The following is a 23,913-nucleotide window of genomic DNA, read 5'->3' as shown; positions in this document are numbered from 1 at the left end:
TAGCTGCTTGTTACATTATAAATTTTTCTATTTTTACACCAATGAAAAAAACAAGGCAAATTATAACCGCATTATTATCAGTTTATTTACTGGTACTTATGGTTATGCCTTGCAGTGATGCCCATGCTAAAATGGGAGATGATACCACTGCACATTTTTCTAAAGAAGAAAGCCATCATGACCATACTGACCTTTGCACACCGTTTTGCGTATGCTCCGGTTGTATTGCGGCCATAGTGCTGCAACCGGCAGCAGAATTCAATATCCTGAATTTTGATGTGCCTGTTAAAGAACAGGTTAATTTTTACGAGTCGGTTGCTTCTTCTTTTTACGGCTCCATCTGGCAGCCGCCCCAAATAGTATAATGATAGATCCCTGCCTGAGTGCGGGGTGTATTTACAATTGGTTTAGCCAGGCCGGCTAAACAGTTTATCATTATACAACAAATCCATGTTAGATAAGATCATTCATTTCAGCATCCATAATAAATTTATTATAGGGCTGTTTACCCTGGCATTAATTGCCGTGGGCAGTTATTCGGCATACAACCTGCCCATAGATGCCCTGCCAGATATTACCAACAACCAGGTGCAAATAATAACCAGTTCGCCGACGCTTGCCACGCAAGAGGTGGAGCAGTTTATTACCTACCCTATAGAACAATCGGTTAAGCCCATACCCAATGTTATAGAGCTGCGATCCATCAGCCGTTTTGGGTTGAGTGTGGTTACCGTGGTTTTTAAAGAAAATGTAGATATTTACTGGGCACGCGCTCAAATATCTGAGCGAATTAAAGAAGCCGAAGAGGTTATGCCAAAAGGCTTGGGTACGCCCGAAATGGCTCCTATAAGTACCGGCCTTGGCGAAATATACCAGTATGTGGTATTTCCTAAAAAAGGTTATGAAAGTAAGTTTAATGCGACAGAGCTGCGTACCATTCAGGACTGGATAATCAAACCACAATTAATAGGAACACCCGGTGTTGCTGAGGTTAACACCCTTGGTGGTAACTTAAAGCAATATGAAATTGCCGTACAGCCCGACCGCCTTAAGAGTATGAATGTTACCATTGCCGAGATATTTTCGGCCCTTGAGGCCAATAACGAAAATACAGGGGGCGCCTATATCGACAAAAAACCGTATGCCTATTTTATAAGGGGTATTGGTATGGTTAGCGGCATAGATGACATTAATAAGATAGTAATTAAAAACCAGAATGGCATCCCCATTTTAGTGCGAGATGTTGCCAAAGTGCACATAGGCAGTGGTATACGCTACGGCGCAGTTACTAAAGATGGTAAAGGCGAAGAAGTTAGCGGCATGGTTATGATGCTTAAGGGCGAGAACAGCGGCCAGGTAGTAGCCCGCGTTAAAGAAAAAATGGAGCAGATTAAAAAATCGCTGCCCAAAGGTGTGGTTATAGAGCCGTTTATGGATCGTAGCAAACTGGTTGAAAATGCTATTAACACCGTAGAAACTAACCTTTTAGAGGGAGCGTTAATCGTAATCTTTATATTGGTGTTGCTGCTGGGCAATTGGCGCGCCGGTTTGGTAGTAGCATCGGTAATTCCGTTAGCGCTGCTGTTTGCCATTAGCATGATGAAACTCTTCGGCGTAAGCGGTAACCTTATGAGTTTGGGGGCTATAGACTTTGGTATTATTGTAGATGGTGCCGTAATTATTGTAGAGGCCATTATCCATAGGTTACAGGTGCGAAGAGCCGGAGCACTTACCACCGATGAAATGAACGATGAGGTGTATGAGGCATCATCTAAAATAAGGAGCAGCGCTGCCTTTGGCGAGATTATCATCTTAATAGTCTATCTGCCTATCCTGGCATTGGTAGGTATAGAGGGTAAGATGTTCGGGCCAATGGCGCAAACAGTGTCTTTTGCCGTATTGGGAGCGTTTTTACTATCGCTTACCTATGTGCCCATGATGAGTTCGCTGGTGCTTAAAAAAGAGGCAGGCCACAAATCCAATATTAGCGACCGAATTATTAATGGTATTTACAAAATATACAGGCCAATGCTTAACAAAGCTTTGGAAATTAAAGGTATAGTACTAGGTGCATCAGTTGCGTTGTTTGTAGTGTCGCTATTAATATTTAATTCCCTTGGCGGGGAATTTATACCAACGTTAGATGAAGGCGACATAGCCACCCACCTTATTATAGCGTCGGGCAGTTCGCTTTCGCAGGAAATTGAAGCTACTACCAAAGCTGAGAAAATCCTGAAGGAGAAATTTCCGGAAGTTAAAATGGTGGTTACCAAGATAGGTAGCGCCGAAATTCCTACCGACCCAATGCCTATTGAGGCCGGCGATATGATCATTCTTTTAAAGGATAAAAGTGGGTGGACATCAGCTTCTACAAAAGAAGAGCTTATGGAGAAGATGGAAGAGGCACTTGAAGATATTCCCGGGGCAAGTACCGAGTTTTCGCAGCCTATACAAATGCGTTTCAATGAGTTAATGACGGGGGTGCGGAGCGATGTTGCGATTAAAATTTTTGGTGAGGACATCGACCTGCTGGTTAGTAAAGGCGATGAGGTTATGCAACTCATTAAAAACGTGGAGGGTGTGAGCGATGCCAAAGCCGAACGCGTTGCCGGACTGCCCCAAATTACCGTTCGCTACAATAAAGATAAGCTTGCACTTTACGGATTAAACATTGGCGACCTTAACCGTGTAATACGTATGGGCTTTGCAGGTGCCTCAGCCGGAGTGATTTACGAGGGCGAAAAGCGCTTTGATCTCGTGGTACGCCTTGATGCCGACAGCCGTAACGATATTTCGAGCCTTACCTCACTGTATGTAACGTTACCCTCTGGTAACCAAATACCTTTAGAGCAGGTGGCAACCATTAAGTACGAAGATGGCCCCATGCAAATTAGCCGCGAAGACGGTAAACGCCGTATAGTGGTGGGCTTCAATGTAAAAGGTAAAGATATTCAGGGAGTTGTGGAGGGTATCCAGGAAAAACTGGATGCTAACCTTAACCTGCCAGAAGGCTACTACGTTACTTATGGAGGCCAATTCGAGAATTTAATTGAGGCAAATCAACGCCTCTTAATTGCCGTTCCAATTGCCCTCTTGCTCATATTTATTCTCTTATATTTCACTTTTGGATCTCTAAAACAGTCATTATTGATATTTACTGCCATACCCCTTTCAGCCATAGGCGGCATCTTTGCATTATGGTTAAGAGGGATGCCGTTTAGCATCTCCGCAGGTGTAGGATTCATCGCATTGTTTGGGGTAGCCGTACTAAACGGCATTGTATTGATAGCATATTTTAACCAGTTAAAGAAAGAAGGCATGGACAGTATTTACGAACGCATTAAAGAAGGTGCCAGGGTAAGGTTGCGACCGGTAATCTTAACAGCATCAGTCGCCTCATTAGGGTTTTTGCCAATGGCTTTGAGTAACACCGCGGGTGCTGAGGTTCAGAAACCGTTAGCAACCGTTGTTATTGGTGGTCTGATAACCGCTACTTTGTTAACTTTGATTGTTCTCCCTATCCTTTATTATTACTTTGAGCGTGGCTTTAAGAATAATAAGCAATAAGCAATGGACAATAAGCAATGAGTGACCTCATGAAAAATTGCCATAAGCAATTCCAAAAAAAATAATCAATAAAAATTTTAGACACTAATAATGGGAGTTATAAATTTTAAAGAAACAACGATATATAAAAAAGCCTTTTCATTGGCAATGGAAATTTTTGGGTTAACTAAAACTTTTCCTAAAGAAGAAAGGTATGCTTTAATTGATCAGATAAGGAGAAGTTCAAGAAGTGTATGCGCTAATATGGCGGAAGCTTATAGAAAAAAACAGTATCCCGCACATTTTGTTTCAAAACTATCCGACTGTGATATGGAAAATTCAGAGACATTAGTATGGATAGATTTGCATTTTCGTGTGGTTATATAAACGAACCAACTAAAGATTATTTGCTATCACAAAATGCTGAAATAGGAAGAATGCTACATCACATGATTAATAATCCTGAAAAGTATTAAAATGAAGAACAATATTTTTATTGTTAAAAGGAACAGGCAATTAGCAATAGACAATATGCAATTAGCAACTTTTAATAAACAAAAGAATTTACAACTTGCAAATTTTAAAGCAAATACTGTTTGTCAATTCCTATTTGCTAATTGTCTGGTGTCGATTGCCAATTTCAAGCAACGCACAGCTTGCCAATTGCCAATTGTATATTGCTTATTGATTTTGTTCTCCATTTCCGCGAGAGCGCAAAAACCCGGACAGCTAACTTTACAGGACGCTATTTCAAATGGAATGAAAAACAATCCATCCATACAATCCTCACAATTAGATACCCAAATGCAAACCCAATTGTTGGGTACGGGCTACGATATAGCCAAAACACAGGTAAATGGCACGTTCGGGCAAATAAACACCCATGCGCAGGACAAGAACTTTAACGTGTCGCAAACCTTTAGTCCGTTTGTGTATGGTGCAACAAGGAAGTTATTGAAGGAGAATGTTGCAGGCAGCCAGTTGCGCCTGCAAAGTACCAAGCAGGATATAACCTACAGCATTCGCCAATCGTGGAATGCCATTTTGTATTATGCCGAGCTCAACAAAATGCTGCGTAAACAAAATGCCCTGATGGAGCGCTTTGTGCGCTCAGCAACCTTAAAATTTGAAACAGGCGAATCCAACTCCCTCGAAAAAATTACGGCAGTATCTAAACAGCAGGAACTGGAACAGCAGATAAAGCAGAATGAAGCACTGTTACGAGTAGAGAAATCTAAAATCAGGACGCTGCTGCACGCTGATACCGACTTTACTGTGGGCGATACCTCTTTTGTGGCTTTGCCTTCGCTTACTCTTGCCGATACTACTTTGGTTAAGCAAAATAGCAACATACAACTGGCTTCGCAGGAGGTTAAAGTGGCCGAGGCTAACCGCAAAGTGGCATCGTCTGCACTGTGGCCTGATATTACCGCAGGGTATTTTATACAATCATTTACCGGCAACCAGGAAGTTAATGGGCAAACCGTCTATTACGACGGGTCGCCGCGCTTCCAGGGGTTTAGCGTTGGGTTATCGCTGCCTATTTTTGTGGGGAGCGCATCGGCTAAAATAAAGGCAGCTAAGACCAATGTAATTATCCAAAAAACTAATGCTGAATATTTACAATTGCAAATGCAAAGCCGGTTTCAGCAGGAAATGGAGCAGCTTATTACGTATGAAGAAGTACTTACGTATTACAAAACTACCGCATTGCCTAACGCCGAAACCATTGCTAAAAATGCCGGTAAAGCGTACCAGAACGGCGATATATCGTATGTAGAATATGTGCAGGTGCTGGAAACCGCGCTCGATATCCGTACCAATTACATACAGGTATTAAATAATTACAACACTACAGTTATTAACCTGCAATATCTTGTTGATCAATAAAAAAATAATGAAAAAATCTAATATATATATCATACTGGCTATAGGAGTTGTACTGGGGGTAATCCTTTATTTTGCCCTACGTGATCCTAAAAAAGTAGTTGCGGCACAAGATAAGCCTGAAACTGAAGAGGCCCACGGGCATATGCCCATTAAAGAGGTGGAGCTTAACGAGGCACAATATACGGCATCGGGCATTGCGCTGGGTAGTTTCAGTATGAAAAACCTTAGCGATGTGGTTAATGCTAATGGCTATACTGAATTACCGCCCCAAAACCAGGCCGATGTATCGGTACATTTACAGGGGGTCGTGCAATCCATCAATGTTATCGAAGGGCAATTTGTAAAGAAAGGGCAATTGCTGGCAACCATCGAGAGTCCGGAATTTGCCAAGCTTCAGGAAGCCTACCTTACCTCTAAAAGTAATCTGGAATACCTTACATTAGAATACGACCGCCAAAAAACACTGAGTGATGAGAATGTAAACTCCAAAAAAGTATACCAGCGCACCAAATCCGACTTTGAGATCGAAAAGGCAAAATTCAATTCGCTGCAAAAGCAATTGTCGCTGCTTAACATTAGCAAAGCGGGTGCGAGTTCAACCATGCCTATTATAGCGCCCATTGCGGGCTACATAACGCAGGTTAACGTTAAGATAGGCAGTAATGCCGAGGTTGGCAAACCGTTGTTCAGCGTAATAGATAACTCCAAACTGCATGTAGATTTATTGGTTTATGAGAAAGACCTTCAAAAAGTAAAACCTGGCCAGAACATACGTTTTACGCTAACCAACCAGGACAATATAGAGATAAAGGGTAAAGTGTTCACGGTAAGCAAGGCATTTGAGAACGAAACCAAATCGGTTGCCGTTCACGCCGACATTAGTAACAACAACCAGGTACTTATACCGGGTATGTATGTAAATGCCCTTATAGATGTGGGTATAAAAGAAGTTAAGGCTTTGCCTACTGATGCCGTTGTTAGGGCAGAGGGGCGCGAGTTTATTTTTGTGTTGGAAGAAGGCCATGAAGAAGCAGAAGAGCACGGACACGAGCACGAAGAAGCCGAACATGAACATGAAGAGCACGAGCATGAGGGTAAGATGTTCCACTTTCAGCGTGTTGAGGTTAAAACGGGTACCACGCAACTGGGGTATGTTCAGGTAACACTCCTGCAAAAAATAGAGGCTGATGCACAAATAGTGCTTAAAGGGGCTTATTACATACAAAGCCACCTTGTTAAGAGTGAAGGCGGGGGTGGGCATGAGCATTAAGCTAAAATTGCACTAACGGTATGCTAATGTATGTTAAGTGGTTTTGCCTTTGATTTAAAACACTTTAACTTAGGGGTAAAACATACATACAATGAAAAAGTTAGAAGGAAAAGTTGCCATCGTTACCGGGTCAGATTCCGGTATTGGGGCAGCCATTGCTATAGAATATGCCAAAGAAGGTGCTAATGTTGTGGTTACCTATCATACTGATGAGGAGGGTGCCCAAAAAACCGTTGCAGCAATTGAAGAGGCAGGCCAAAAAGCCATCATGCTTAAAATTGATGTTACGCTGGAGCCGCAAATTACCTACCTGTTCTCTAAAACCATCGAAACCTTTGGTACGGTTGATATATTGGTTAACAATGCAGGTGTTAAAGGGGCGGGCAAACCGGTAGTTGATATGACTACCGAAGATTTTAATGCTACTTTACAGGCAAACCTGTACGGGCCATTTTACACCTGCCGCAGTTTTGCGCAGTACCGTAAAGGGCTGGGCGGTAAGGGCAAAATTATAAACATCACATCGGTGCACGAAGAGATCATGTCTAAAAATGGTGCCGACTATAATGCTGCTAAAGGGGCATTGCGGAATTTTACACGCACCCTTGCGCTTGAGCTTGCCGAGATCCAGATCAATGTAAACAACATTGGCCCCGGCATGATAGTTACGCCCATGAACCAGGATATTTTAGAGGATGAGGAGGCACTTAAGGAAAAGTCGGCCAAAGTTCCGTTTAAAAGGGCGGGCTACCCCGAAGATATCGCCAAACTCGCCCTGTTCCTGGCTTCTGCCGATTCTGATTATGTAACCGGCTCCACTTATTTTATGGATGGCGGCCTGATGTTGCAGATGGGGGCAGAGATATAACCCAATCTCATATAAAAGCAAAACCCCATTAGCACGCTAATGGGGTTTTTTATGTTTTCGGCTAAAGCCGTAAAATGTATTTTCTTTATTCAGCAGCTACAAGCTTAACCGCACTACGGTATAAAAATACACCATGAATGTTACGGCGTGCAAAACGTGCAGGCGATTCGGCATTTACCATTTTAATATAAAGTGCTTTAGGGACACCAAAATATTCATAGTTGCTACCGTCAACAAAATTAATGTACAATACCATGTTGTCAAAGTAAAAATCGGCAATAGCAACGCTGGTAGTGGTTTTAGTATATTCTGCTTTGTTTTTCTCTGCAGTTTCAGGAGCAACGCTTACTAAAAAGTGGTATGCCTCAATAATGGCAGTACTTCTTTCTTCGGCAGCAAGCCTTTCGGCATCATCAGCAATAGTATCAGGATGATGGTCCTTCATACTGTTCCTGTAAATGGTTTTTAACTCTTTAAGTGTAGCGGCTTTGGTAACGTCGAGCAGTTTCCTGTACTCAACAATTTTTTTCATATTCATAAACTCTGTCTTTTCAATGGGTAAAACCACTATTATGATGGTGGCAAAATGCGTGCAAAGGTAATACTATATGTTTAAAAATCAAATGATTTAATAAAACTATCTAAAACAGAACTATTTAATAACGATAGGCTAATTTACAGATGGTTAAAACGGCTGATTTGTAATACAGATTTTCGGGAAAATTGCCTGCTGATCTCCTAAGATACTAAGCCTTCTTAAAAACAATACTTGCATAGTTTACACAACTTAGTATCTTTGGAGTTATCCATTTTTCCAAAAAATCCAAACATCTACATGAGTACAACAACTACAGTAACCACAAAACCCCATTATTTGATACTCGACGGGCTGCGCGGGGTTGCCGCCCTCATGGTGGTAATATTCCACATTTTCGAAGCCCATTCTACCAGCCATTTAGATATTGTGGTTAACCACGGCTACCTTACGGTAGATTTTTTCTTTATGCTTTCCGGCTTTGTTATCGGCTATGCTTACGATGATCGCTGGGGCACCATTACCACTGGCAATTTCTTTAAGCGCCGGCTGGTGCGCCTGCAGCCTATGGTAATCATGGGTATGATAATAGGGGCAATATGTTATTATTACGGCGAGTCTAAGCTATTCCCTATGATAGGTACAATGCCGGTGTGGCAATTGCTGCTTATTATGGTTATAGGTTTTACACTAATCCCGGTTCCGCCTTCTATGGATATAAGGGGCTGGCAGGAGATGCACCCGTTAAACGGCCCGGGCTGGTCGTTATTTTTTGAATATATAGCCAATATTCTTTACGCCTTATTTATACGCAAGTTTAGTAAAACGGCCTTGGCTATACTGGTTGGTATATCGGGGGCTGCGCTGCTGCATCTTGCGGTTACATCGCCTACGGGAGATGTGGTTGGCGGCTGGAGTATAACACCTGAACAATTGTATATAGGCTTTACACGGCTGATGTTTCCGTTTTTTGCGGGCTTGCTACTTTGCAGGGTAGTAAAGATATCGCACATAAAAAACGCCTTTTTATGGAGTGGCCTGCTATTGGTAGCAATCCTTACCATGCCACGAATAGGCGGTGCCGATCATTTATGGATAAATGGTTTGTATGATTCGCTAAGCATTATCCTTATTTTCCCGATAATTATTTACGTAGGAGCAGCCGGAGCAGTGTACAATAAAACTTCGCTTAAAATATGTAAATTTTTTGGCGATATATCCTATCCTATTTACATAACCCATTACCCGCTTATTTATGTTTATACAGCCTGGGTAATAGATAATAAGCTTTCGTTTAGCCAGGCATTGCCGCAGGCACTACTGTTGTTTGTAGGTGCTATTGTTATAGCCTATGCGAGTTTAAAACTCTATGATGAACCGGTAAGGAAATGGCTGGTTAAGAAATGGGGTAATTAAAAAACACCTTTAAAACAGAGCATAAAAAAATCCCTTACGTTATTAAGGGATTTTTTTGTGGTACCTCCAGGAATCGAACCAGGGACACATGGATTTTCAGTCCATTGCTCTACCAACTGAGCTAAGGTACCGTAAAAGGCAATCTTGGTGTTTAAAAAACAAATCCCTTAAATTATTAAGGGATTCTGTTTGTGGTACCTCCAGGAATCGAACCAGGGACACATGGATTTTCAGTCCATTGCTCTACCAACTGAGCTAAGGTACCATTGCTATTCTTTTTACGGTTGGGCTTATTTTATAAAGCCATTCGCTAAACTTCTTTGCGGGTGCAAATATAGAACCTTTTTTAACTTATACAAAACAAAGGTTAAAAAAAATGTATTGTTATCTTTGCATCATTAAATAACAACAAATGCTCTTAGCTGTAGATATTGGCAATACAAAAATTAAAGCCGCTGTGTTTGAGGGTGCTGCCCTTGTAGAGAAGTTTGTTTTTGATAAAGAAGCAGGGCTTGAGGACATCAAAAAAATTTCGGAAAAATTTCCTAAGGCTGTACAAAGTATCATGTCATCGGTAGGGAAAGAGGATGATAAACTGTTATTATGGCTAAAAGAACATACCCAGTTGACAGACGTTAGCCACAACTTAACCTTTCCGTTTCAAAACAATTATGCCACACCTGCCACATTAGGTATAGACAGGATGGTGCTTGCTGCCGGGGCAACATTGCAATATCCCAATAAACACCGTTTGGTAATTGATGCCGGCACTTGTATAACCTACGATTTTGTAGATGGCTCAGATACGTATTTAGGTGGCGCTATATCGCCGGGATTACAACTTCGATACAATGCCATGCATACTTTTACAGCAAAACTTCCGTTGTTATATGCACAAATGCCCCAAAATTACATTGGTAACTCCACAAAAGAGAGCATGCACTCTGGTGCTGTAAACGGCCTTTTGCACGAACTAAATGGTTTTGTGAATCAGTATTGTGAACAGTATCAGGATGTAACAGTAATATTGACAGGAGGAGATGCTGATTTTTTGGCTAAACGATTAAAAAACACCATATTTGCCAATTCAAATTTCCTGCTGGAAAGTTTGAACCTTTTATACTTATATACGAACCAGAAATGATTAAAAAAATTATTGCAGGCCTGTGCCTTCTTTTGTCAACGGTTGCTTTTGCACAGGAAAATAATGCCTCTCCCTATTCATTTTACGGTATTGGCGATGCCAAATTTAAAGGCACTGTAGAAACAAGGTCTATGGCCGGCATAGGTGTAGTAGCTGATAGTATACATATAAACCTTCAAAACCCTGCATCATACAGCTCGCTTAAGTTTACCACTTTTACAGTAGGGGGCTCTACAGGTAGCACCTTATTTGAAACTGACACTCAAAACGCACGTGCAGGCCGTACTACGTTAGATTATATTGCGGTTGCCCTGCCTTTTGGCAAGCTGGCGGGTGCATTTGGCCTTATGCCATACACCTCTGTGGGGTACAGGATACAAAATACAACATCTAATACAGATACAAGCCTTAATCGTACAAGGCAGTTTGACGGTAGCGGCGGGTTAAACCGTGTTTTCGGAGGGCTCTCTTACCAGATAACCCCTAAGATTAGCTTCGGTGCAGACTTTCAGTACTACTTTGGTGATATAGAAACTACTTCGCTTGTTACAATACCCGATATTGGCCTGCAATATGCTACCCGCGAAAAAAATGCTTCAGACTACAGTGGTGTGGGGGCTAACATTGGGTTGATGTATAAAACAAGGATCAAAAGCAAATATGAGTATTATGTAAGTGCAACTTACAGCACAGAGGCTTCACTTAAAAGTGAATCTGTGCGTAATATAGCTACGGTATCAGTTTCAGCGGCGGGCGATCAAAGCGTTGTTGACCAGATAGATTTTACTGTTTCTAACAGGGATTATAAATTGCCGTCTAAATTTACAATTGGTACCGGTTTTGGGCAGGCAAGGAAATGGTTTCTTGGTGCAGAATACACTAACCAGCAGGCTAACGAGCTTGGAGGACGTTTTGATGGTACCACTACCAGCGCCCGTTTTGAAAACTCCAGCAAATATGCCCTGGGGGGATACTGGATACCTAAGTTTATGTCTTACAATAGCTATATTAGCAGGATTACCTATCGTGCCGGGCTTAAGTTTGAAAAAACAGGTCTTGTGTTAGGTGGAGAATCTATTGATGATAAGGGTGTTAGCTTAGGCCTTGGGCTTCCGCTTGGTGGTACTATTGGTGGCTCTAACCTTAACATTGGGTTTGAGTACGGCCAAAGGGGTACTAAAAATGCAGGCCTTATACAGGAAAACTATTTTAACGTGTTTATAGGGCTCTCTATTAACGACAAATGGTTTGTTAAGAGAAAGTACGAATAACAAAAACAATTGCAGCATGAAAACTAAACAGGCCCTTTTATTGCTATGTGCAGGATTTATAACCTTAACCGCTACCGCGCAGGATTTTAAGTGCGCAGATAGTTTTAAGGCGCTTGAAAGTAAAGTAACATCTCAGGCTTATGATGATGCGCTTGCCATACTGCCTGCTTTAAGAAAATCATGCCCTAAATACAGCGATAAGCTTTATTTTTATGGTGAGGCTGTGCTGATATATAAATCGGAAAGCGCACAAACACCTGAAGATGAAAAAGTTTTTAACCAAGAGTTGGTTAACCTCTACACTGAGCAGGAAAGAAATTTTCCGGGTACGGGTGGCGACGAAAAAAAGGCGCTTTTGCTTTTCAATAAAAAAATGGCAAAGGATGATGAAGTCTACAAAATTCTTGATAATGCCTTTACTTCTAAAAAAGAAGGGTTTACAGATTTTAATGCCATAGAGTTGTATTTTAACCTTTTCCTTAAACAGTATGATGGCGGTAAGGGTGCTGTAACCCAGGAACAATTTATACAAAAATACAGCGATATTGCTGCACAGGCTGCTTATGCTAAAAGCAGGTTGTTAGATAAAATTGCAGCGCTTACTAAAAAGCAAGATACAGAAGAGTTAGCTTTTGATGAAAAAATATTTATGAAGCAGGCAAAGAGTGAACAAAATTCGCTCGACTCTGTTAGTGAAAGTATTGCTTTGCAGGCTGCTAAATATTTTGACTGTACTAAACTTGATGCCTATTATAGTGCAGGCTACGAGAAAAATAAAGCAAATATTGCATGGCTTGAGGCTATGGTAACGGCGCTTAACGAGAATAAATGTTACAAATCGGCCACGCTGTTTGATGGGGCTTTAGCGCTTCATAAAAATAAGGCTACTTATAAATCAGCATACCTTTTGGGAAATCTTTCCCTGCGCAAAGGCGACAAAAAAGGAGCTATTGATTACTTTAACCAGGCGGTAGATTTACAGCCGGATCCTATAAAGAAATCAGAAACTTACAGCACTATAGCTACAGCCTTTAGGAATGACGATAAGGCAGAAGCAAAAAAATATGCACTTAAGGCTGCTGAAGCCAATCCTAAATCGGGTAAACCATACTTATTTTTGGCAGAGTTGTATGCTTCGGCATCAATGGCAAAAGACTGTAACCTGAGTAACTTTGACAAAAAAGCATTGGCATGGCTATCAATTGCGACAGCTAAAAAAGCTGAGGTGGCCGAACCGCGTTATAAAACAACAGTTGCTGCACTTATAGATAGGAATTTTAATAAAAAGCTGCCTACTGCTGCTGAGATTAAGGCTGCCGGAAAAAAGAAAGGCGATACTATTACTTTTGGCTGCTGGGTTAACGAAACTATTACCATCCCTAACTAACAATGAGGCTTTTGCATAAATATTACCTTATTATATTTTCGGCGCTGGTTGTTGCCCTGGCATCATGCGAAAGTAATTTTCATGACGTGCAGCGTATCAACAGTGTGGCGTTTAGCCCCGTAGGTAGGTCAGAGAATATCAACCTTAAGTATACTGATTCCGGCAGGGTAAAGGCTATACTGGTTAGTCCGCTAATGCTGGATTATTCTAATTTAGAATACGGTTTTAACGAGTTTCCTAAAGGCGTTCATGTAACGCTTATCGATCAGAATAAAAAAAACAGCTATGTAGAGTCTGATTACGCCATACGGTATGAAGGCAGTGATATCATAGATTTGCAGGGCCATGTAAAGATCACATCGTCTGAAGGTGGTGTGCTAAAGACAGAGCAGCTGTACTACGACCAGAAAAACGAGTGGTTTTATACCGAAAAAAGATTTACATTTACAGATGCTGCTAAAGGCAATTTTGAAGGCCCGGGCATAGATTTTAGCAAAGATTTTAAAGTAATGAACACCCAGCGTAATACGGGTGCTATAAATAATGTGGACTAACACATTTTTCTTCTTATAATTATGATGACTTACCTTAAATACGTGTCTTACGTTTACCTTCTTGTTGCGGCCTTTTTTGTGTACAGCGGCATTATATCGCTTACAGAAAATGATAATGGCGAGGCAGTGGTAAGTTTTGGTATAGGTGCAGTATCAATATTTATGTTTTTCTTCAGGCGTCATTTTGGTAACAAATACAGTAACAAGAGTAAAAATAAATAACGCCTATGGAAGCGGTTATAATCATAGGGTGCCTATTGTTTTCCGCTTTTTTCTCGGGTATGGAAATTGCTTATGTTTCGTCTAACAAGGTGTACCTTGGTGTAGAAAAAAAGCAGCTTACCCTCATTTCAAAAATTCTTACCCGCCTTACCGAAAATCCTACGCGGTTTATAACCTCGATGCTCATTGGTAACAGTATAGCGCTTGTAATTTATGGGTATTACATGGGTGGGGCAGTACTACGATGGTTTGGCATGCAGCAAACCCATATGCCACTAAGCTACCAGTTGCTTATACAAATTGCTGTTACTACAGGTATTATATTACTTACGGCAGAGTTTGTGCCTAAAGTGTTTTTTCAGTTGTATGCTAATACGTTAATTAAGGCACTTGCCATACCGGCCTATGTTTTTTATGTGGTTTTTAGCAGGGTGGCAATATGTATTATGGCGGTATCCGATTTTATCCTTGTAAACATACTGCGTACAAAAGCCCACGAAGACCGTGGCAATTTTAGCCGTGGCGAGTTGGGTACGTATATTACAGAGCAGCTTACCGGTGCTAACGATAATGAAGAGGTAGATTCTGAAATACAGATATTTCAGAATGCGTTGGAGTTTTCCGGGCTTAAAGCGCGTGATATTATGACTCCGCGTACCGAGATTGAGGCCGTAGAGGTAAACGATCCTGTAAGTGAACTTAAACAGCTTTTTATAGATACCGATTACAGCAAGATCGTGGTGTACCGTGAGACTATGGATGATATTATTGGCTACATACACTCGTTTGAGCTTTTTAAAAAACCGCAAACCATTCGGCAAATAATGATAGGTATAGAGTATGTGCCTGAAACTATTTATATTAAAGAACTGCTGAGCCTGCTTACCCGCAGGCGTAAAAGCATGGCGGTAATATTGGATGAGTACGGAGGTACGGCAGGTATAATTACTGTAGAAGATATTATAGAAGAGCTTTTTGGTGAGATAGAAGACGAGCATGATGAGGAAGAAGAACTCGCCGAAGAACGGCTTGAAGATGGCGCGTTTTTATTCTCGGCACGGCTTGATGTTGCCTATATTAACGAAGAATATGGCTTAAATATCCCTGAAACGGATGCTTATGCCACGCTTGGTGGGTTTATAGTGCATCATGCAAAGGAGATTCCGCAAGCGGGTGAAACTTTGGAGATAGGCGGTTTGACTGTGATTATAGAGCAGGCATCAGGCAAAAAAATAGAGCTTATAAAAATGATTGCGTCAAGGAATAAATAAAAAAATAAAACTTCTTTAAAAAATAAGCTCACTATTTTTATTATTAAGCATATAATTGTATTTTCGCCCACTGAATTAAAATTTTAACAACAAATACACATGGCGGTTTTATCTAAAATAAGGCAGCGTTCAATTTTACTGATAGGTGTTATCGGTTTCTGTTTATTAGCTTTTATAATAGGTGATATTATAAACAGCGGCGGATTTGGCGTTACTAAAAATGTAGGAAGCGTAAACGGGACAGATATCCCTGTAAAAGAGTTTCTTGAAAGCGTAAACAACATGCAAACGCGTCAGCAGGGCATTAGTCCTACGCAGGCTGCAAACAATGTATGGGAATACGAAGTGCAAAAAGTTCTTTTCCAGGAACGATTTGATAAAGCCGGAATAAGGGTAGGCAGAGACCACGTGCTGGATATGTACGGCCAGATGGTTGGGCAAAACCCTCAGTTCATGAATGCGCTTGGCAAATTTGACAAAGCGAAATTCAATGAATTCCTTGTGAATATGAAAACTACAAACCCGCAGCAATACCAGGCGATTGAAAGCGAAAGGCCAAGTGTAGAGGCTTCTGCTAAAAGGCAGTTATATGCTGCCATGCTTAAGGCAGGTTACTTTACTACTAATGTAGAGGGCCAGGCTACTTACAAGCTTGAAAATAACAAAGCTACCTTTGATTATGTTTTTGTTCCTTACAACAGCATAAACGATGACCAGGTTAAGGTTTCTGACCAGGAACTTGTAGATTATATGAAGAAAAACGAGAAGAAATATAAAGCCGAAGCATCACGCGATATCGAATTTGTATTCATTGACAATAAACCTTCTCCTGCTGATGAGGCTGAGATGAAGAAAAACATTGATGGACTTCTTGTTGCTAAAGTTGAATATAACGACGAGACTAAAGCTAACGATACCGTTCCCGGTTTTGGTGCTGCTAAAAACGTTGAAGAGTTTGTAAATGCAAATTCTGAAATGAAATATGATACTACTTACGTTACTAAAAAACAATTGCCTTTAGAGCATGCAGAGCAAATATTTGCTTTGGCTCCGGGCCAGGTTTACGGTCCGTATGTGTTAAACGGTTACTACATGCTTAACAGGGTAACTGGCAGAAAGCCGGGTGCAAGCACTAAAGTATCTCACGTACTTGTGGCTTACAAAGGCGCTATGAGGGCTGCTGCAAGTATTACAAGGACTAAAGAAGAAGCTAAGGCTATTGCCGATGGTTACCTTGCTCAGGTTAATGCTAACCCAGCTGCTATAGACCAGTTGGCAAGGACAAACTCTGATGATCCGGGTGCTGTACAAAACGGTGGTGTTTATGATGTAACTCCTGATGGCGGATGGGCTAAAGAATTTAAAGACTTTGCCGTTGCAAGCCCTAAAGGTAAAACCGGCGTTGTTGAAACTGATTTTGGTTACCATGTAATGAGGATTCTTGATAAAGAAGATGCTGTACAGGTTGCTACTATTGCTCAAAAAATACAGCCTACTGAGGCTACTACCGATGCTAACTTTACAAAAGCTACTAAGCTTGAAATGGATTCAAGAGAGAAACCTCTTGCAGATCTTGCTAAAGGATTAGGTTACACTGTTACTCCTGCTAACGGCTTAAAAGCTAACGACGAGAACATACCGGGTGTTGGTGCGCAAAGGCCAATTGTTCGCTGGGCATTCTCTGACGATACTAAAGTAGGCGATGTTAAGAAATTTGACACTCCGCAAGGCCACGTAGTTGCAAGGCTTAAAAATATTAACGAAAAAGGCCTTCTTCCTATAGAAGAAGCTAAAGTTAGTGTGTTGCCAATAGTACGTAACCAAAAGAAAGCGGCACTTATAAAAGCTAAAATGACAGGATCTACCTTAGAGGCTGTTGCTCAAAAATCAGGTTCTACTGTTGCTTTGGCTACAGGCTTAAGCATGGCTAACCCAATGATAAGCGGTATTGGCCCTGAAATGAAAGTTGTAGGTAAAGCATTTGGACTTGCTGCCGGAAAAACTTCTGGCCTTATAGAAGGTGAAGCAGGTGTATTTATGGTAAGGGCTAAGAGCGTTGAAAACGCTGCTGCACTTACTAACTTTAGTGCCATCACTACAAGGCTTAACGGCCAGGGTAGGGGCGGTGTAGAAACAAGGCTTTCTACTGCTCTTAAAGACAATGCAGATATTGAAGATAACAGGTTTGAGTTTAACTAAGCCAAATATCTTTTCAAGGATATAAAAAATGCCCTCGCTACTAAGCGAGGGCATTTTGTTTTATGTTCGTTTATTATACAATTGGCAATAAACAATATGCGATTTTTAAAGTATCATTTTACGATAAGGAATGATAGTGGTATAGCCTTTGTCTGAAAAATATTGGGTTGGGTTATCTTTGGATGCAGCCATTACAAAATCGCCACCCCAGGCACCAAGGCTTTTTACTACGCCTTTAAAATCGGGGAATAGCCGTTCCTGTACCGGCGCAATTCCCAGTACCCCACTCATGAGCACTTCATGTTTTTCTAAAGCAGATGAAAACGTTTGTAAGTCTCCTGCAAGCAGTATATCGTTAGTTAGGATGTCTATACGCGTAATGATTTGAGCAATGTCTTTACGGTGTTCCCTGTACGCTGCAATAGCCTCGCGGCTGTTTTGTTTTTGGTTTAAATAGATAAACCAAATGTTATCGGCGAATGCCGGATCGAAACTAACCGGGCTGACTACAGGCAAACCATCTTTTAGCTGATAGGTAATTGCAGTATTGTTTTGGGCACAGGCAATATCATACCCGCTGCCACCAAAACTCTCAGCAAGCAATGTGTAAGCATCAATGCCAAACCACTGTGCAATGTTATTAATCAGAGTAGAAGAAGTACCCAATCCCCAATGCCTTGGGAAAGTAAGGATTGTTTTAACATCAAACCCATTATTGTTTTGCAGTACATCAGGATTTGCCACGTGTGCTTTGTGGAGTATGTTTATAAGGGTGATAACTTCGGGTTTATCTGTATATGGCAGGTTGGAAAGTATTGCTTCAACAGGTAGTTCTTCATTAAACCAAATACTGCTATCTGCATCATGGCTAACCCATTTGATGATGCCGCTATTGGTAGAGTCAACCTCTAAATATTGCCCAGATTTTGTGGGCAATGCCAAAGCCTGCGCGCCATCAAGCACGGTATATTCACCTGTAATAAGCAGTTTGCCGTTACTGTAAAAAGTCTTCTTCAATGCGGGTAGGGTCTATGGTTCGCAATTGGTTTACAAAATCGGCAGCAGCCGAATGGCTCACAGTATGTTTTTCAAAATGCTTAACAGCCTGTTGCTTTTCTTCATCAGATGCTTCAAGCTGGTTAAGGATATTCATAAGGTGCATTTTCATGTGGCCCTGCTGTATGCCTGTGGTGGTAAGTGATCGTAATGCTGCAAAATTTTGCGCCAGTCCGGCTACGGCTACTATCTGCATTAGTTCCTGAGCTGATGGGTTGCCTAACATCTCTAACGAGAATTTAACCAGCGGGTGTAACGTTGTCAGTCCGCCTACAGTACCTAAAGCTAACGGAACATCCACCCAAAAGGTAAAGATGCCGTTTTCTACTTTAGCGTGCGATAAGCTGCTGTATTGTCCGTTTCGGGCAGCATAAGCATGTACTCCTGCTTCTACAGCCCTAAAGTCGTTACCGGTTGCCACAACCACCGAATCGATGCCATTCATAATACCTTTATTGTGCGTAACGGCACGGTAGGGCTCAACTTCAGCAATCTTAACTGCGTTTATGAATTTGGTTGCAAACTCTTCAGGGCTAATGTTCCTGTCCTCGTTAAGGTCGGCTACCGGGCAGGACACCTCGGCACGCACCACGCAATTAGGAACGTAGTTAGAGAGAATACTCATAACCACCTGAATGTGTTTTTCTTCTTCGGTAAAAGAAGTATAGAGTAACGCTTCTTCACGCAGCGTTTTAGAAAATTGCTCTAAACAGGAGTTTATAAAATTAGCGCCCATGCTGTCTACTGTTTCAAACGTTGCATGAAGCTGGTAATAATTAGGTATAAGCGCTGTTTTATCACGAAGCTCGATATCTAATATACCGCCGCCGCGTTTTTGCATATTTTTGGTAATGGTTTCGGTATCGGTAAAAAAATCCTGTTTGGTAGCTTCAAAAAAAGCGGCCAGTTTTTCAGCACTTCCGGTATACATAAAGTGAACCTGGCCTATTTTTTCGGTATTCAGTACCGTGGCTTTAAAGCCACCACGCGTAGCCCAAAACTTAGCCGATTTAGATGCCGCTGCTACTACAGAACTTTCCTCAATAGCCATCGGGATGGTATATTCACGGCCATTAATAGTGAAATTTGGTGCAATACCCAGCGGAAGGTAAAAATTAGAGATGGTGTTTTCTATAAACTCGTCGTGCAGTTTTTGCACCCCATCATCAGTATTCCAGTATTTTCTTAATAAAGCGATGGCTTCGGTGGGGCTTTCAAAATATTCGTTTGCCAGCCAGTCTATCTTTTGTTCTTTGCTAAGTTTGCTAAACCCCGCTATTGCTTTGCTCATTTTCAGTGCCTTAAAATAATAGTGAGCCGCAAAGATAGGCTATACATGCGGCATTTGCCAATATTTATACTACTGCAAAAAATACCGAAATGCATTTAACTAAAAAAACAGCGGTTAATTCATAAAATTTTACTAAAATTGGGAGTTTTTTACGAACTGAAAAATGAAATACCTTAAAAACTCGATTTTATTGTTTTTATTGGCGTTATCGCCAGTTTTTGCGCAACAGAAAATAACGCTTCAGGAAATCTGGAGTGGAGCTTTTCGTACAAAAGGCATGGATGACCTCCAGGCTATGCAAAATACCAACCAGTATACGGTGCTAAACACAAACCGTAGTGCCCGTACCAATCAGATAGACCTGTATGATTTTGCTACACTTAATAAAGTGGGCACGCTTGTAGATACCAAAGGTTTTAAAGAACTGGCAGACGGTATTGACAGTTACACCTTTAGCCCTGATGAAAAGAAAATTCTGATAGCAACAAGTAGTGAGCAAATTTTCAGGCACTCTTTTTTAGCCGATTTTTATATTTACGATATATCGTTAAAAACTCTTGTAAAGTTATCAGGTGATAAAGTGCAGGAGCCGACGTTTAGTGCAGACGGCACAAAAGTGGCCTATGGTAAAGGTAATAACTTATACGTGTATGATGTTGCTTCTAAAGCTACTAAGCAAATTACAACTGATGGGAAAAAGAATGCTGTTATAAATGGTATTACCGACTGGGTTTACGAAGAAGAGTTTGCTTTTGTAAGGGCATACGACTGGAATAAATCGGGAGATAAGATAGCCTACATACGCTTTGATGAAACTGCCGTGCCTGAATTTACCATGGAAATTTATGGCGACAATCTATACCCCGATACGCAGACTTTTAAATATCCTAAGGCTGGCGAGAAAAATTCAACGGTATCGTTACATATATATGATGTGAAGGCCGGTACTACTAAAGAGATTAAGCTGGGCAATTATTCTGATTTTTATATTCCGAGAATAAAATGGACTAACGATGCCCAAATCCTAAGTGCACAGGTTATAAACCGCCATCAAAACAATCTTGACCTTATTTTTGTGGATGCTAATAGTGGTGCGCCAACTGTTGTGCTTAACGAACAGGATAAGGCCTATGTTGATGTTACTGATAACCTTACTTTCCTTAACGATAACAGCTTTATCTGGACCAGCGAGAAAGACGGCTACAATCATATTTATCACTACAGCAAAACCGGTAAGTTGTTAGACCAGATTACCAAAGGCAATTGGGAGGTAACGGCTTATTATGGCTTTGATGATAAGACCGGTAATATCTTTTACCAGTCGGTAGAAAATGGCTCTATCAACCGCGATGTGTACCGCATTAACCTTAATGGTAAAAATAAAGTAAGGCTTACAAATCAAACAGGAACAAACAGTGCTATTTTTAGCCCTGATTTTGATTATTTCATCAATACTTTCTCCAGCGCAACGCAGCCTACTACTTTCACTTTAAATAGTGCTAAAGATGGCAAGCAGGTAAAGGAAATTGTAAATAACGAAGAGCTTAAATCTAAACTGGCGGGATACAGTATTCCTATAAAGGAATTTACAACTATTACTACCGAGAAAGGCCACCAGCTAAACGCATGGTTTATCAAACCTAAAAACTTTGACCCTAATAAAAAATACCCGGTATTAATGTACCAGTACAGCGGGCCGGGCTCTCAGCAGGTTGCTAACGACTGGAACGATACTAACGATTACTGGTATTATATGCTGGCGCAGGAAGGCTATATTGTTGCCTGTGTAGATGGCCGTGGTACGGGTTACAAAGGTGCTGCCTTTAAAAAAGTGACATACAAAGAACTGGGCAAATATGAAGTGGAAGACCAGATAGATGCTGCAAAAGTAATTGTAAAATATGCATATGTAGATCCTGCCCGTGTAGGTATATGGGGCTGGAGCTATGGTGGTTTTATGAGCAGCAATTGTATTTTAAAAGGTGCTGATGTATTTAAAATGGCTATTGCCGTGGCACCGGTTACCAACTGGCGTTTTTATGATTCGGTTTATACCGAAAGGTACCTGCAAACGCCTCAGGAAAATGCATCGGGGTATGATGAAAATTCGCCTATAAACCATGTATCTAAGCTAAAAGGTTCATACCTGCTTATCCACGGAAGTGCAGATGATAACGTACACTTACAAAATACCATGCGAATGGTAGAAGCACTTGTACAGGCCAACAAACAGTTTGACTGGGCTATTTACCCCGACAAGAACCACGGTATATACGGCGGCGCTACAAGGCTGCAGCTTTACACAAAAATGACCAACTTTATTAAAGAGAAACTATAATGAGTAAAACTACTGCGGTAACCTTAGAGGATATTCAGAATTTTGAAGGTAAATATCCAAAACAACTGTGGGGACTATTCTTTTCTGAAATGTGGGAGCGTTTTTGCTTCTATGGCATGAGGGGTGTACTTACTTATTTTATGATAACCCACCTTATATTGGAAGCAGGCGGACACATGAGCGAAAGTCAAGCCAATCTTCAGTATGGTGCTACGCAGGCTTTTGTATATGCTTTTACGTTTATAGGTGGTTTGTTTGCCGATAAGATACTGGGGTTTAGGAAATCGCTTTTTTGGGGTGGATTCTTAATGATAATAGGCAGCGCCATTTTAGCGTTCGACCCGTTCCCTGAAAGCAACTTCTTTTTAGGGATTAGCTTTACGGTTATTGGTACCGGTTTCTTTAAACCGAATATCTCTACCATGGTAGGCTCACTTTACAAAAGGGGCGATGCCCGCCGCGATGCCGGTTTCTCATTGTTCTATTCGGGTATTAACATAGGTGCTCTTTTGGGTGGTTATGCCTGTATTGCCATAGGTAAAGGACAGTTATTTAGCAATATCATTCCGCCACACTTAACGTGGAATGTAGCTTTTGGCCTTGCCGGTGTGGTAATGACAATAAGCCTTATCACGTTTATCTTCACACAAAAAACATTAGGGCCTATTGGTTTATCGCCTTTTAAAAGTGAAGATGGTAACGTTAAAAGTGTTACCGAGACCGATAGCTTTGGAACCATAAAACCGGAACAACCTGGTAAAGTTGCTGTAACAGTAAATTCCGGCAAAAGCTGGTATGAATATGCTGTGTATGCGTTAACATTAGCTTTAATACCTGTTATTATGGCTATGGTTGCCAAAACAGAGTATACTGATTATTTTATGTATACTATAGGTCCGCTTACACTTGTATACTTGGGATACGAAATGACAAAACATACCTGGGAAGAAAGTAAAAAACTTATTGCCGCCCTTGTATTCATTGTGTTCTCAATAATATTCTGGGCATTTTTTGAACAGAGTGGAGGCTCCTTGAGCATCTTCGCCGCAAAAAACCTTGATAATGTTGTTGCGGGTGCCATTACGCTTGACCCTAACGGGGTTAACAACGCAGCCAACTCAGTGTTCGTAATTATTTTTGCACCTATTGTTGGGCTTGTTTGGCTTGCAATGGCGAAAAAGAAAATTGAGCCTAACACAGTAATTAAATTCGGTTTAGGGTTTATATTCCTTGCAGGAGGTTTTTACACATTTTATACCACACGCTTTTTTGAAGTAGCATCGGGCATTGCCAGCCTTGATGTTTTTGTAGTTGCCTATTTTATAATTACTTTTGGCGAGCTTTGCCTTTCGCCTATAGGCTTATCGATCATGACAAAACTTTCGCCGCAAAGGTTACAAGGCGTTATGATGGGTATGTGGTTCCTTGCAAGTGCTTACGGGCAGTATGTTGCAGGTATATTAGGGGCTGGCTTATCAACCAGCGGCAGCGAGGGCGATTCGCTTCAGCAAAAGCTTATAACCTATACCGATGGCTATTACCAATTGGCGATATACGCGCTTATTGCGGGTGTGGTACTTATTGCAATATCTCCGCTGGTACGCAAGCTCATGCAGGAGGTTAAATAAATTTGTAAATACAACTAATAACTATAT

At 41.1% G+C, this 23,913-nt stretch carries 19 protein-coding genes and 2 tRNA genes; 16 read left to right on the top strand and 5 right to left on the bottom strand.

Annotated features, from left to right (window positions below):
- The first annotated feature begins 41 nt into the window (after positions 1 to 41).
- The 6 genes from FMM05_RS03650 to FMM05_RS03625 all read left to right on the top strand — a co-directional run bounded on the left by FMM05_RS03650 (position 42) and on the right by FMM05_RS03625 (position 7,574).
- A complete protein-coding gene (locus FMM05_RS03650) occupies positions 42 to 365 on the top strand; it encodes a DUF6660 family protein (RefSeq protein WP_235894353.1) in 324 nt (107 codons plus the stop codon).
- 85 nt (positions 366 to 450) lie between these two features.
- A complete protein-coding gene (locus FMM05_RS03645) occupies positions 451 to 3,567 on the top strand; it encodes an efflux RND transporter permease subunit (protein WP_143371986.1) in 3,117 nt (1,038 codons plus the stop codon).
- A gap of 90 nt (positions 3,568 to 3,657) precedes the next feature.
- Positions 3,658 to 3,933, top strand: a complete 276-nt coding sequence (locus FMM05_RS03640) for a four helix bundle protein (protein ID WP_317129557.1) — start codon at positions 3,658 to 3,660, stop codon at positions 3,931 to 3,933.
- 90 nt (positions 3,934 to 4,023) lie between these two features.
- Complete coding sequence (locus FMM05_RS03635) at positions 4,024 to 5,436, top strand: TolC family protein (protein ID WP_143371985.1); 1,413 nt, start codon at positions 4,024 to 4,026, stop codon at positions 5,434 to 5,436.
- Positions 5,437 to 5,443: 7 nt separating this feature from the next.
- Entirely contained in the window at positions 5,444 to 6,706 is a 1,263-nt protein-coding gene (locus tag FMM05_RS03630) for an efflux RND transporter periplasmic adaptor subunit (RefSeq protein WP_143371984.1), read from the top strand.
- A 91-nt stretch (positions 6,707 to 6,797) separates the two neighbouring features.
- Complete coding sequence (locus FMM05_RS03625; protein WP_143371983.1) at positions 6,798 to 7,574, top strand: SDR family NAD(P)-dependent oxidoreductase; 777 nt, start codon at positions 6,798 to 6,800, stop codon at positions 7,572 to 7,574.
- An 85-nt stretch (positions 7,575 to 7,659) separates the two neighbouring features.
- On the opposite strand, the gene FMM05_RS03620 is transcribed toward FMM05_RS03625, so the two are convergent.
- The gene (locus FMM05_RS03620; protein ID WP_143371982.1) at positions 7,660 to 8,106 is read right to left on the bottom strand and encodes a KTSC domain-containing protein; all 447 of its coding nucleotides are present in this window, start codon (positions 8,104 to 8,106) and stop codon (positions 7,660 to 7,662) included.
- Between the two features lie 303 nt (positions 8,107 to 8,409).
- Here FMM05_RS03620 and FMM05_RS03615 point away from each other — a divergent pair, with 303 nt between their 5' ends.
- Positions 8,410 to 9,525: an acyltransferase family protein gene (locus FMM05_RS03615; protein ID WP_143371981.1), complete on the top strand. Its 1,116-nt coding sequence runs from the start codon at positions 8,410 to 8,412 to the stop codon at positions 9,523 to 9,525.
- 58 nt (positions 9,526 to 9,583) lie between these two features.
- Here FMM05_RS03615 and FMM05_RS03610 read toward each other — a convergent pair.
- Together FMM05_RS03610 and FMM05_RS03605 are read right to left on the bottom strand one after the other, a co-directional pair.
- Positions 9,584 to 9,656, bottom strand: a tRNA-Phe gene (locus FMM05_RS03610).
- A gap of 61 nt (positions 9,657 to 9,717) precedes the next feature.
- Positions 9,718 to 9,790 (bottom strand) — tRNA-Phe (locus FMM05_RS03605).
- A 147-nt stretch (positions 9,791 to 9,937) separates the two neighbouring features.
- Between FMM05_RS03605 and FMM05_RS03600 the strand changes: the two genes are divergently transcribed.
- The 7 genes from FMM05_RS03600 to FMM05_RS03570 all read left to right on the top strand — a co-directional run bounded on the left by FMM05_RS03600 (position 9,938) and on the right by FMM05_RS03570 (position 17,573).
- Complete coding sequence (locus FMM05_RS03600) at positions 9,938 to 10,669, top strand: type III pantothenate kinase (protein ID WP_143371980.1); 732 nt, start codon at positions 9,938 to 9,940, stop codon at positions 10,667 to 10,669.
- A complete protein-coding gene (locus FMM05_RS03595) occupies positions 10,666 to 11,940 on the top strand; it encodes a hypothetical protein (protein ID WP_143371979.1) in 1,275 nt (424 codons plus the stop codon). The genes FMM05_RS03600 and FMM05_RS03595 overlap by 4 nt, the downstream gene beginning before the upstream one ends.
- 16 nt (positions 11,941 to 11,956) lie before the next feature.
- Positions 11,957 to 13,327: a tetratricopeptide repeat protein gene (locus tag FMM05_RS03590; protein ID WP_143371978.1), complete on the top strand. Its 1,371-nt coding sequence runs from the start codon at positions 11,957 to 11,959 to the stop codon at positions 13,325 to 13,327.
- Between the two features lie 2 nt (positions 13,328 to 13,329).
- Complete coding sequence (gene lptC / locus FMM05_RS03585; RefSeq protein ID WP_143371977.1) at positions 13,330 to 13,881, top strand: LPS export ABC transporter periplasmic protein LptC; 552 nt, start codon at positions 13,330 to 13,332, stop codon at positions 13,879 to 13,881.
- A 21-nt stretch (positions 13,882 to 13,902) separates the two neighbouring features.
- Positions 13,903 to 14,103 carry a hypothetical protein gene (locus tag FMM05_RS03580; RefSeq protein ID WP_235894351.1) on the top strand — a complete coding sequence of 67 codons (201 nt, stop codon included), beginning with the start codon at positions 13,903 to 13,905 and terminating at the stop codon, positions 14,101 to 14,103.
- Positions 14,104 to 14,108: 5 nt separating this feature from the next.
- Positions 14,109 to 15,374, top strand: a complete 1,266-nt coding sequence (locus tag FMM05_RS03575; protein ID WP_143371976.1) for a hemolysin family protein — start codon at positions 14,109 to 14,111, stop codon at positions 15,372 to 15,374.
- A gap of 99 nt (positions 15,375 to 15,473) precedes the next feature.
- On the top strand, positions 15,474 to 17,573 hold the full coding sequence (locus tag FMM05_RS03570) for a peptidylprolyl isomerase (RefSeq protein WP_143371975.1): 2,100 nt from the start codon (positions 15,474 to 15,476) through the stop codon (positions 17,571 to 17,573).
- Between the two features lie 105 nt (positions 17,574 to 17,678).
- On the opposite strand, the gene FMM05_RS03565 is transcribed toward FMM05_RS03570, so the two are convergent.
- Together FMM05_RS03565 and FMM05_RS03560 are read right to left on the bottom strand one after the other, a co-directional pair.
- Positions 17,679 to 18,590 (bottom strand): GYDIA family GHMP kinase, encoded by a 912-nt coding sequence (locus tag FMM05_RS03565; protein WP_143371974.1) that lies wholly within the window; start codon positions 18,588 to 18,590, stop codon positions 17,679 to 17,681.
- On the bottom strand, positions 18,568 to 19,920 hold the full coding sequence (locus FMM05_RS03560; RefSeq protein WP_143371973.1) for a hydroxymethylglutaryl-CoA reductase, degradative: 1,353 nt from the start codon (positions 19,918 to 19,920) through the stop codon (positions 18,568 to 18,570). The genes FMM05_RS03565 and FMM05_RS03560 overlap by 23 nt, the downstream gene beginning before the upstream one ends.
- A gap of 163 nt (positions 19,921 to 20,083) precedes the next feature.
- Here FMM05_RS03560 and FMM05_RS03555 point away from each other — a divergent pair, with 163 nt between their 5' ends.
- Positions 20,084 to 22,258: a S9 family peptidase gene (locus FMM05_RS03555; protein ID WP_143371972.1), complete on the top strand. Its 2,175-nt coding sequence runs from the start codon at positions 20,084 to 20,086 to the stop codon at positions 22,256 to 22,258.
- The gene (locus FMM05_RS03550) at positions 22,258 to 23,886 is read left to right on the top strand and encodes a peptide MFS transporter (protein WP_143371971.1); all 1,629 of its coding nucleotides are present in this window, start codon (positions 22,258 to 22,260) and stop codon (positions 23,884 to 23,886) included. Before FMM05_RS03555 ends, FMM05_RS03550 begins: the two co-directional genes overlap by 1 nt.
- Positions 23,887 to 23,913 lie beyond the last annotated feature (27 nt).

Origin of the sequence: Flavobacterium zepuense, from assembly GCF_007097145.1 — a bacterium.
Classification (GTDB): domain Bacteria; phylum Bacteroidota; class Bacteroidia; order Flavobacteriales; family Flavobacteriaceae; genus Flavobacterium; species Flavobacterium zepuense.
Note: the sequence above shows the minus strand (reverse complement) of the source record. Positions and strands in the feature narration are given on the sequence as shown.

Coding starts and splice junctions, on each gene's coding strand:
- FMM05_RS03600 (WP_143371980.1), top strand. CDS start 9,938: ATGCTCTTAGCTGTAGATATTGGCAATACAAAAATTAAAGCCGCTGTG.
- FMM05_RS03580 (WP_235894351.1), top strand. CDS start 13,903: ATGATGACTTACCTTAAATACGTGTCTTACGTTTACCTTCTTGTTGCG.
- FMM05_RS03620 (WP_143371982.1), bottom strand. CDS start 8,106: ATGAAAAAAATTGTTGAGTACAGGAAACTGCTCGACGTTACCAAAGCC.
- FMM05_RS03625 (WP_143371983.1), top strand. CDS start 6,798: ATGAAAAAGTTAGAAGGAAAAGTTGCCATCGTTACCGGGTCAGATTCC.
- FMM05_RS03635 (WP_143371985.1), top strand. CDS start 4,024: ATGAAGAACAATATTTTTATTGTTAAAAGGAACAGGCAATTAGCAATA.
- FMM05_RS03555 (WP_143371972.1), top strand. CDS start 20,084: ATGAAATACCTTAAAAACTCGATTTTATTGTTTTTATTGGCGTTATCG.
- FMM05_RS03595 (WP_143371979.1), top strand. CDS start 10,666: ATGATTAAAAAAATTATTGCAGGCCTGTGCCTTCTTTTGTCAACGGTT.
- FMM05_RS03590 (WP_143371978.1), top strand. CDS start 11,957: ATGAAAACTAAACAGGCCCTTTTATTGCTATGTGCAGGATTTATAACC.
- FMM05_RS03575 (WP_143371976.1), top strand. CDS start 14,109: ATGGAAGCGGTTATAATCATAGGGTGCCTATTGTTTTCCGCTTTTTTC.
- FMM05_RS03630 (WP_143371984.1), top strand. CDS start 5,444: ATGAAAAAATCTAATATATATATCATACTGGCTATAGGAGTTGTACTG.
- FMM05_RS03645 (WP_143371986.1), top strand. CDS start 451: ATGTTAGATAAGATCATTCATTTCAGCATCCATAATAAATTTATTATA.
- FMM05_RS03550 (WP_143371971.1), top strand. CDS start 22,258: ATGAGTAAAACTACTGCGGTAACCTTAGAGGATATTCAGAATTTTGAA.
- FMM05_RS03650 (WP_235894353.1), top strand. CDS start 42: ATGAAAAAAACAAGGCAAATTATAACCGCATTATTATCAGTTTATTTA.
- FMM05_RS03560 (WP_143371973.1), bottom strand. CDS start 19,920: ATGAGCAAAGCAATAGCGGGGTTTAGCAAACTTAGCAAAGAACAAAAG.
- lptC (WP_143371977.1), top strand. CDS start 13,330: ATGAGGCTTTTGCATAAATATTACCTTATTATATTTTCGGCGCTGGTT.
- FMM05_RS03570 (WP_143371975.1), top strand. CDS start 15,474: ATGGCGGTTTTATCTAAAATAAGGCAGCGTTCAATTTTACTGATAGGT.
- FMM05_RS03615 (WP_143371981.1), top strand. CDS start 8,410: ATGAGTACAACAACTACAGTAACCACAAAACCCCATTATTTGATACTC.
- FMM05_RS03640 (WP_317129557.1), top strand. CDS start 3,658: ATGGGAGTTATAAATTTTAAAGAAACAACGATATATAAAAAAGCCTTT.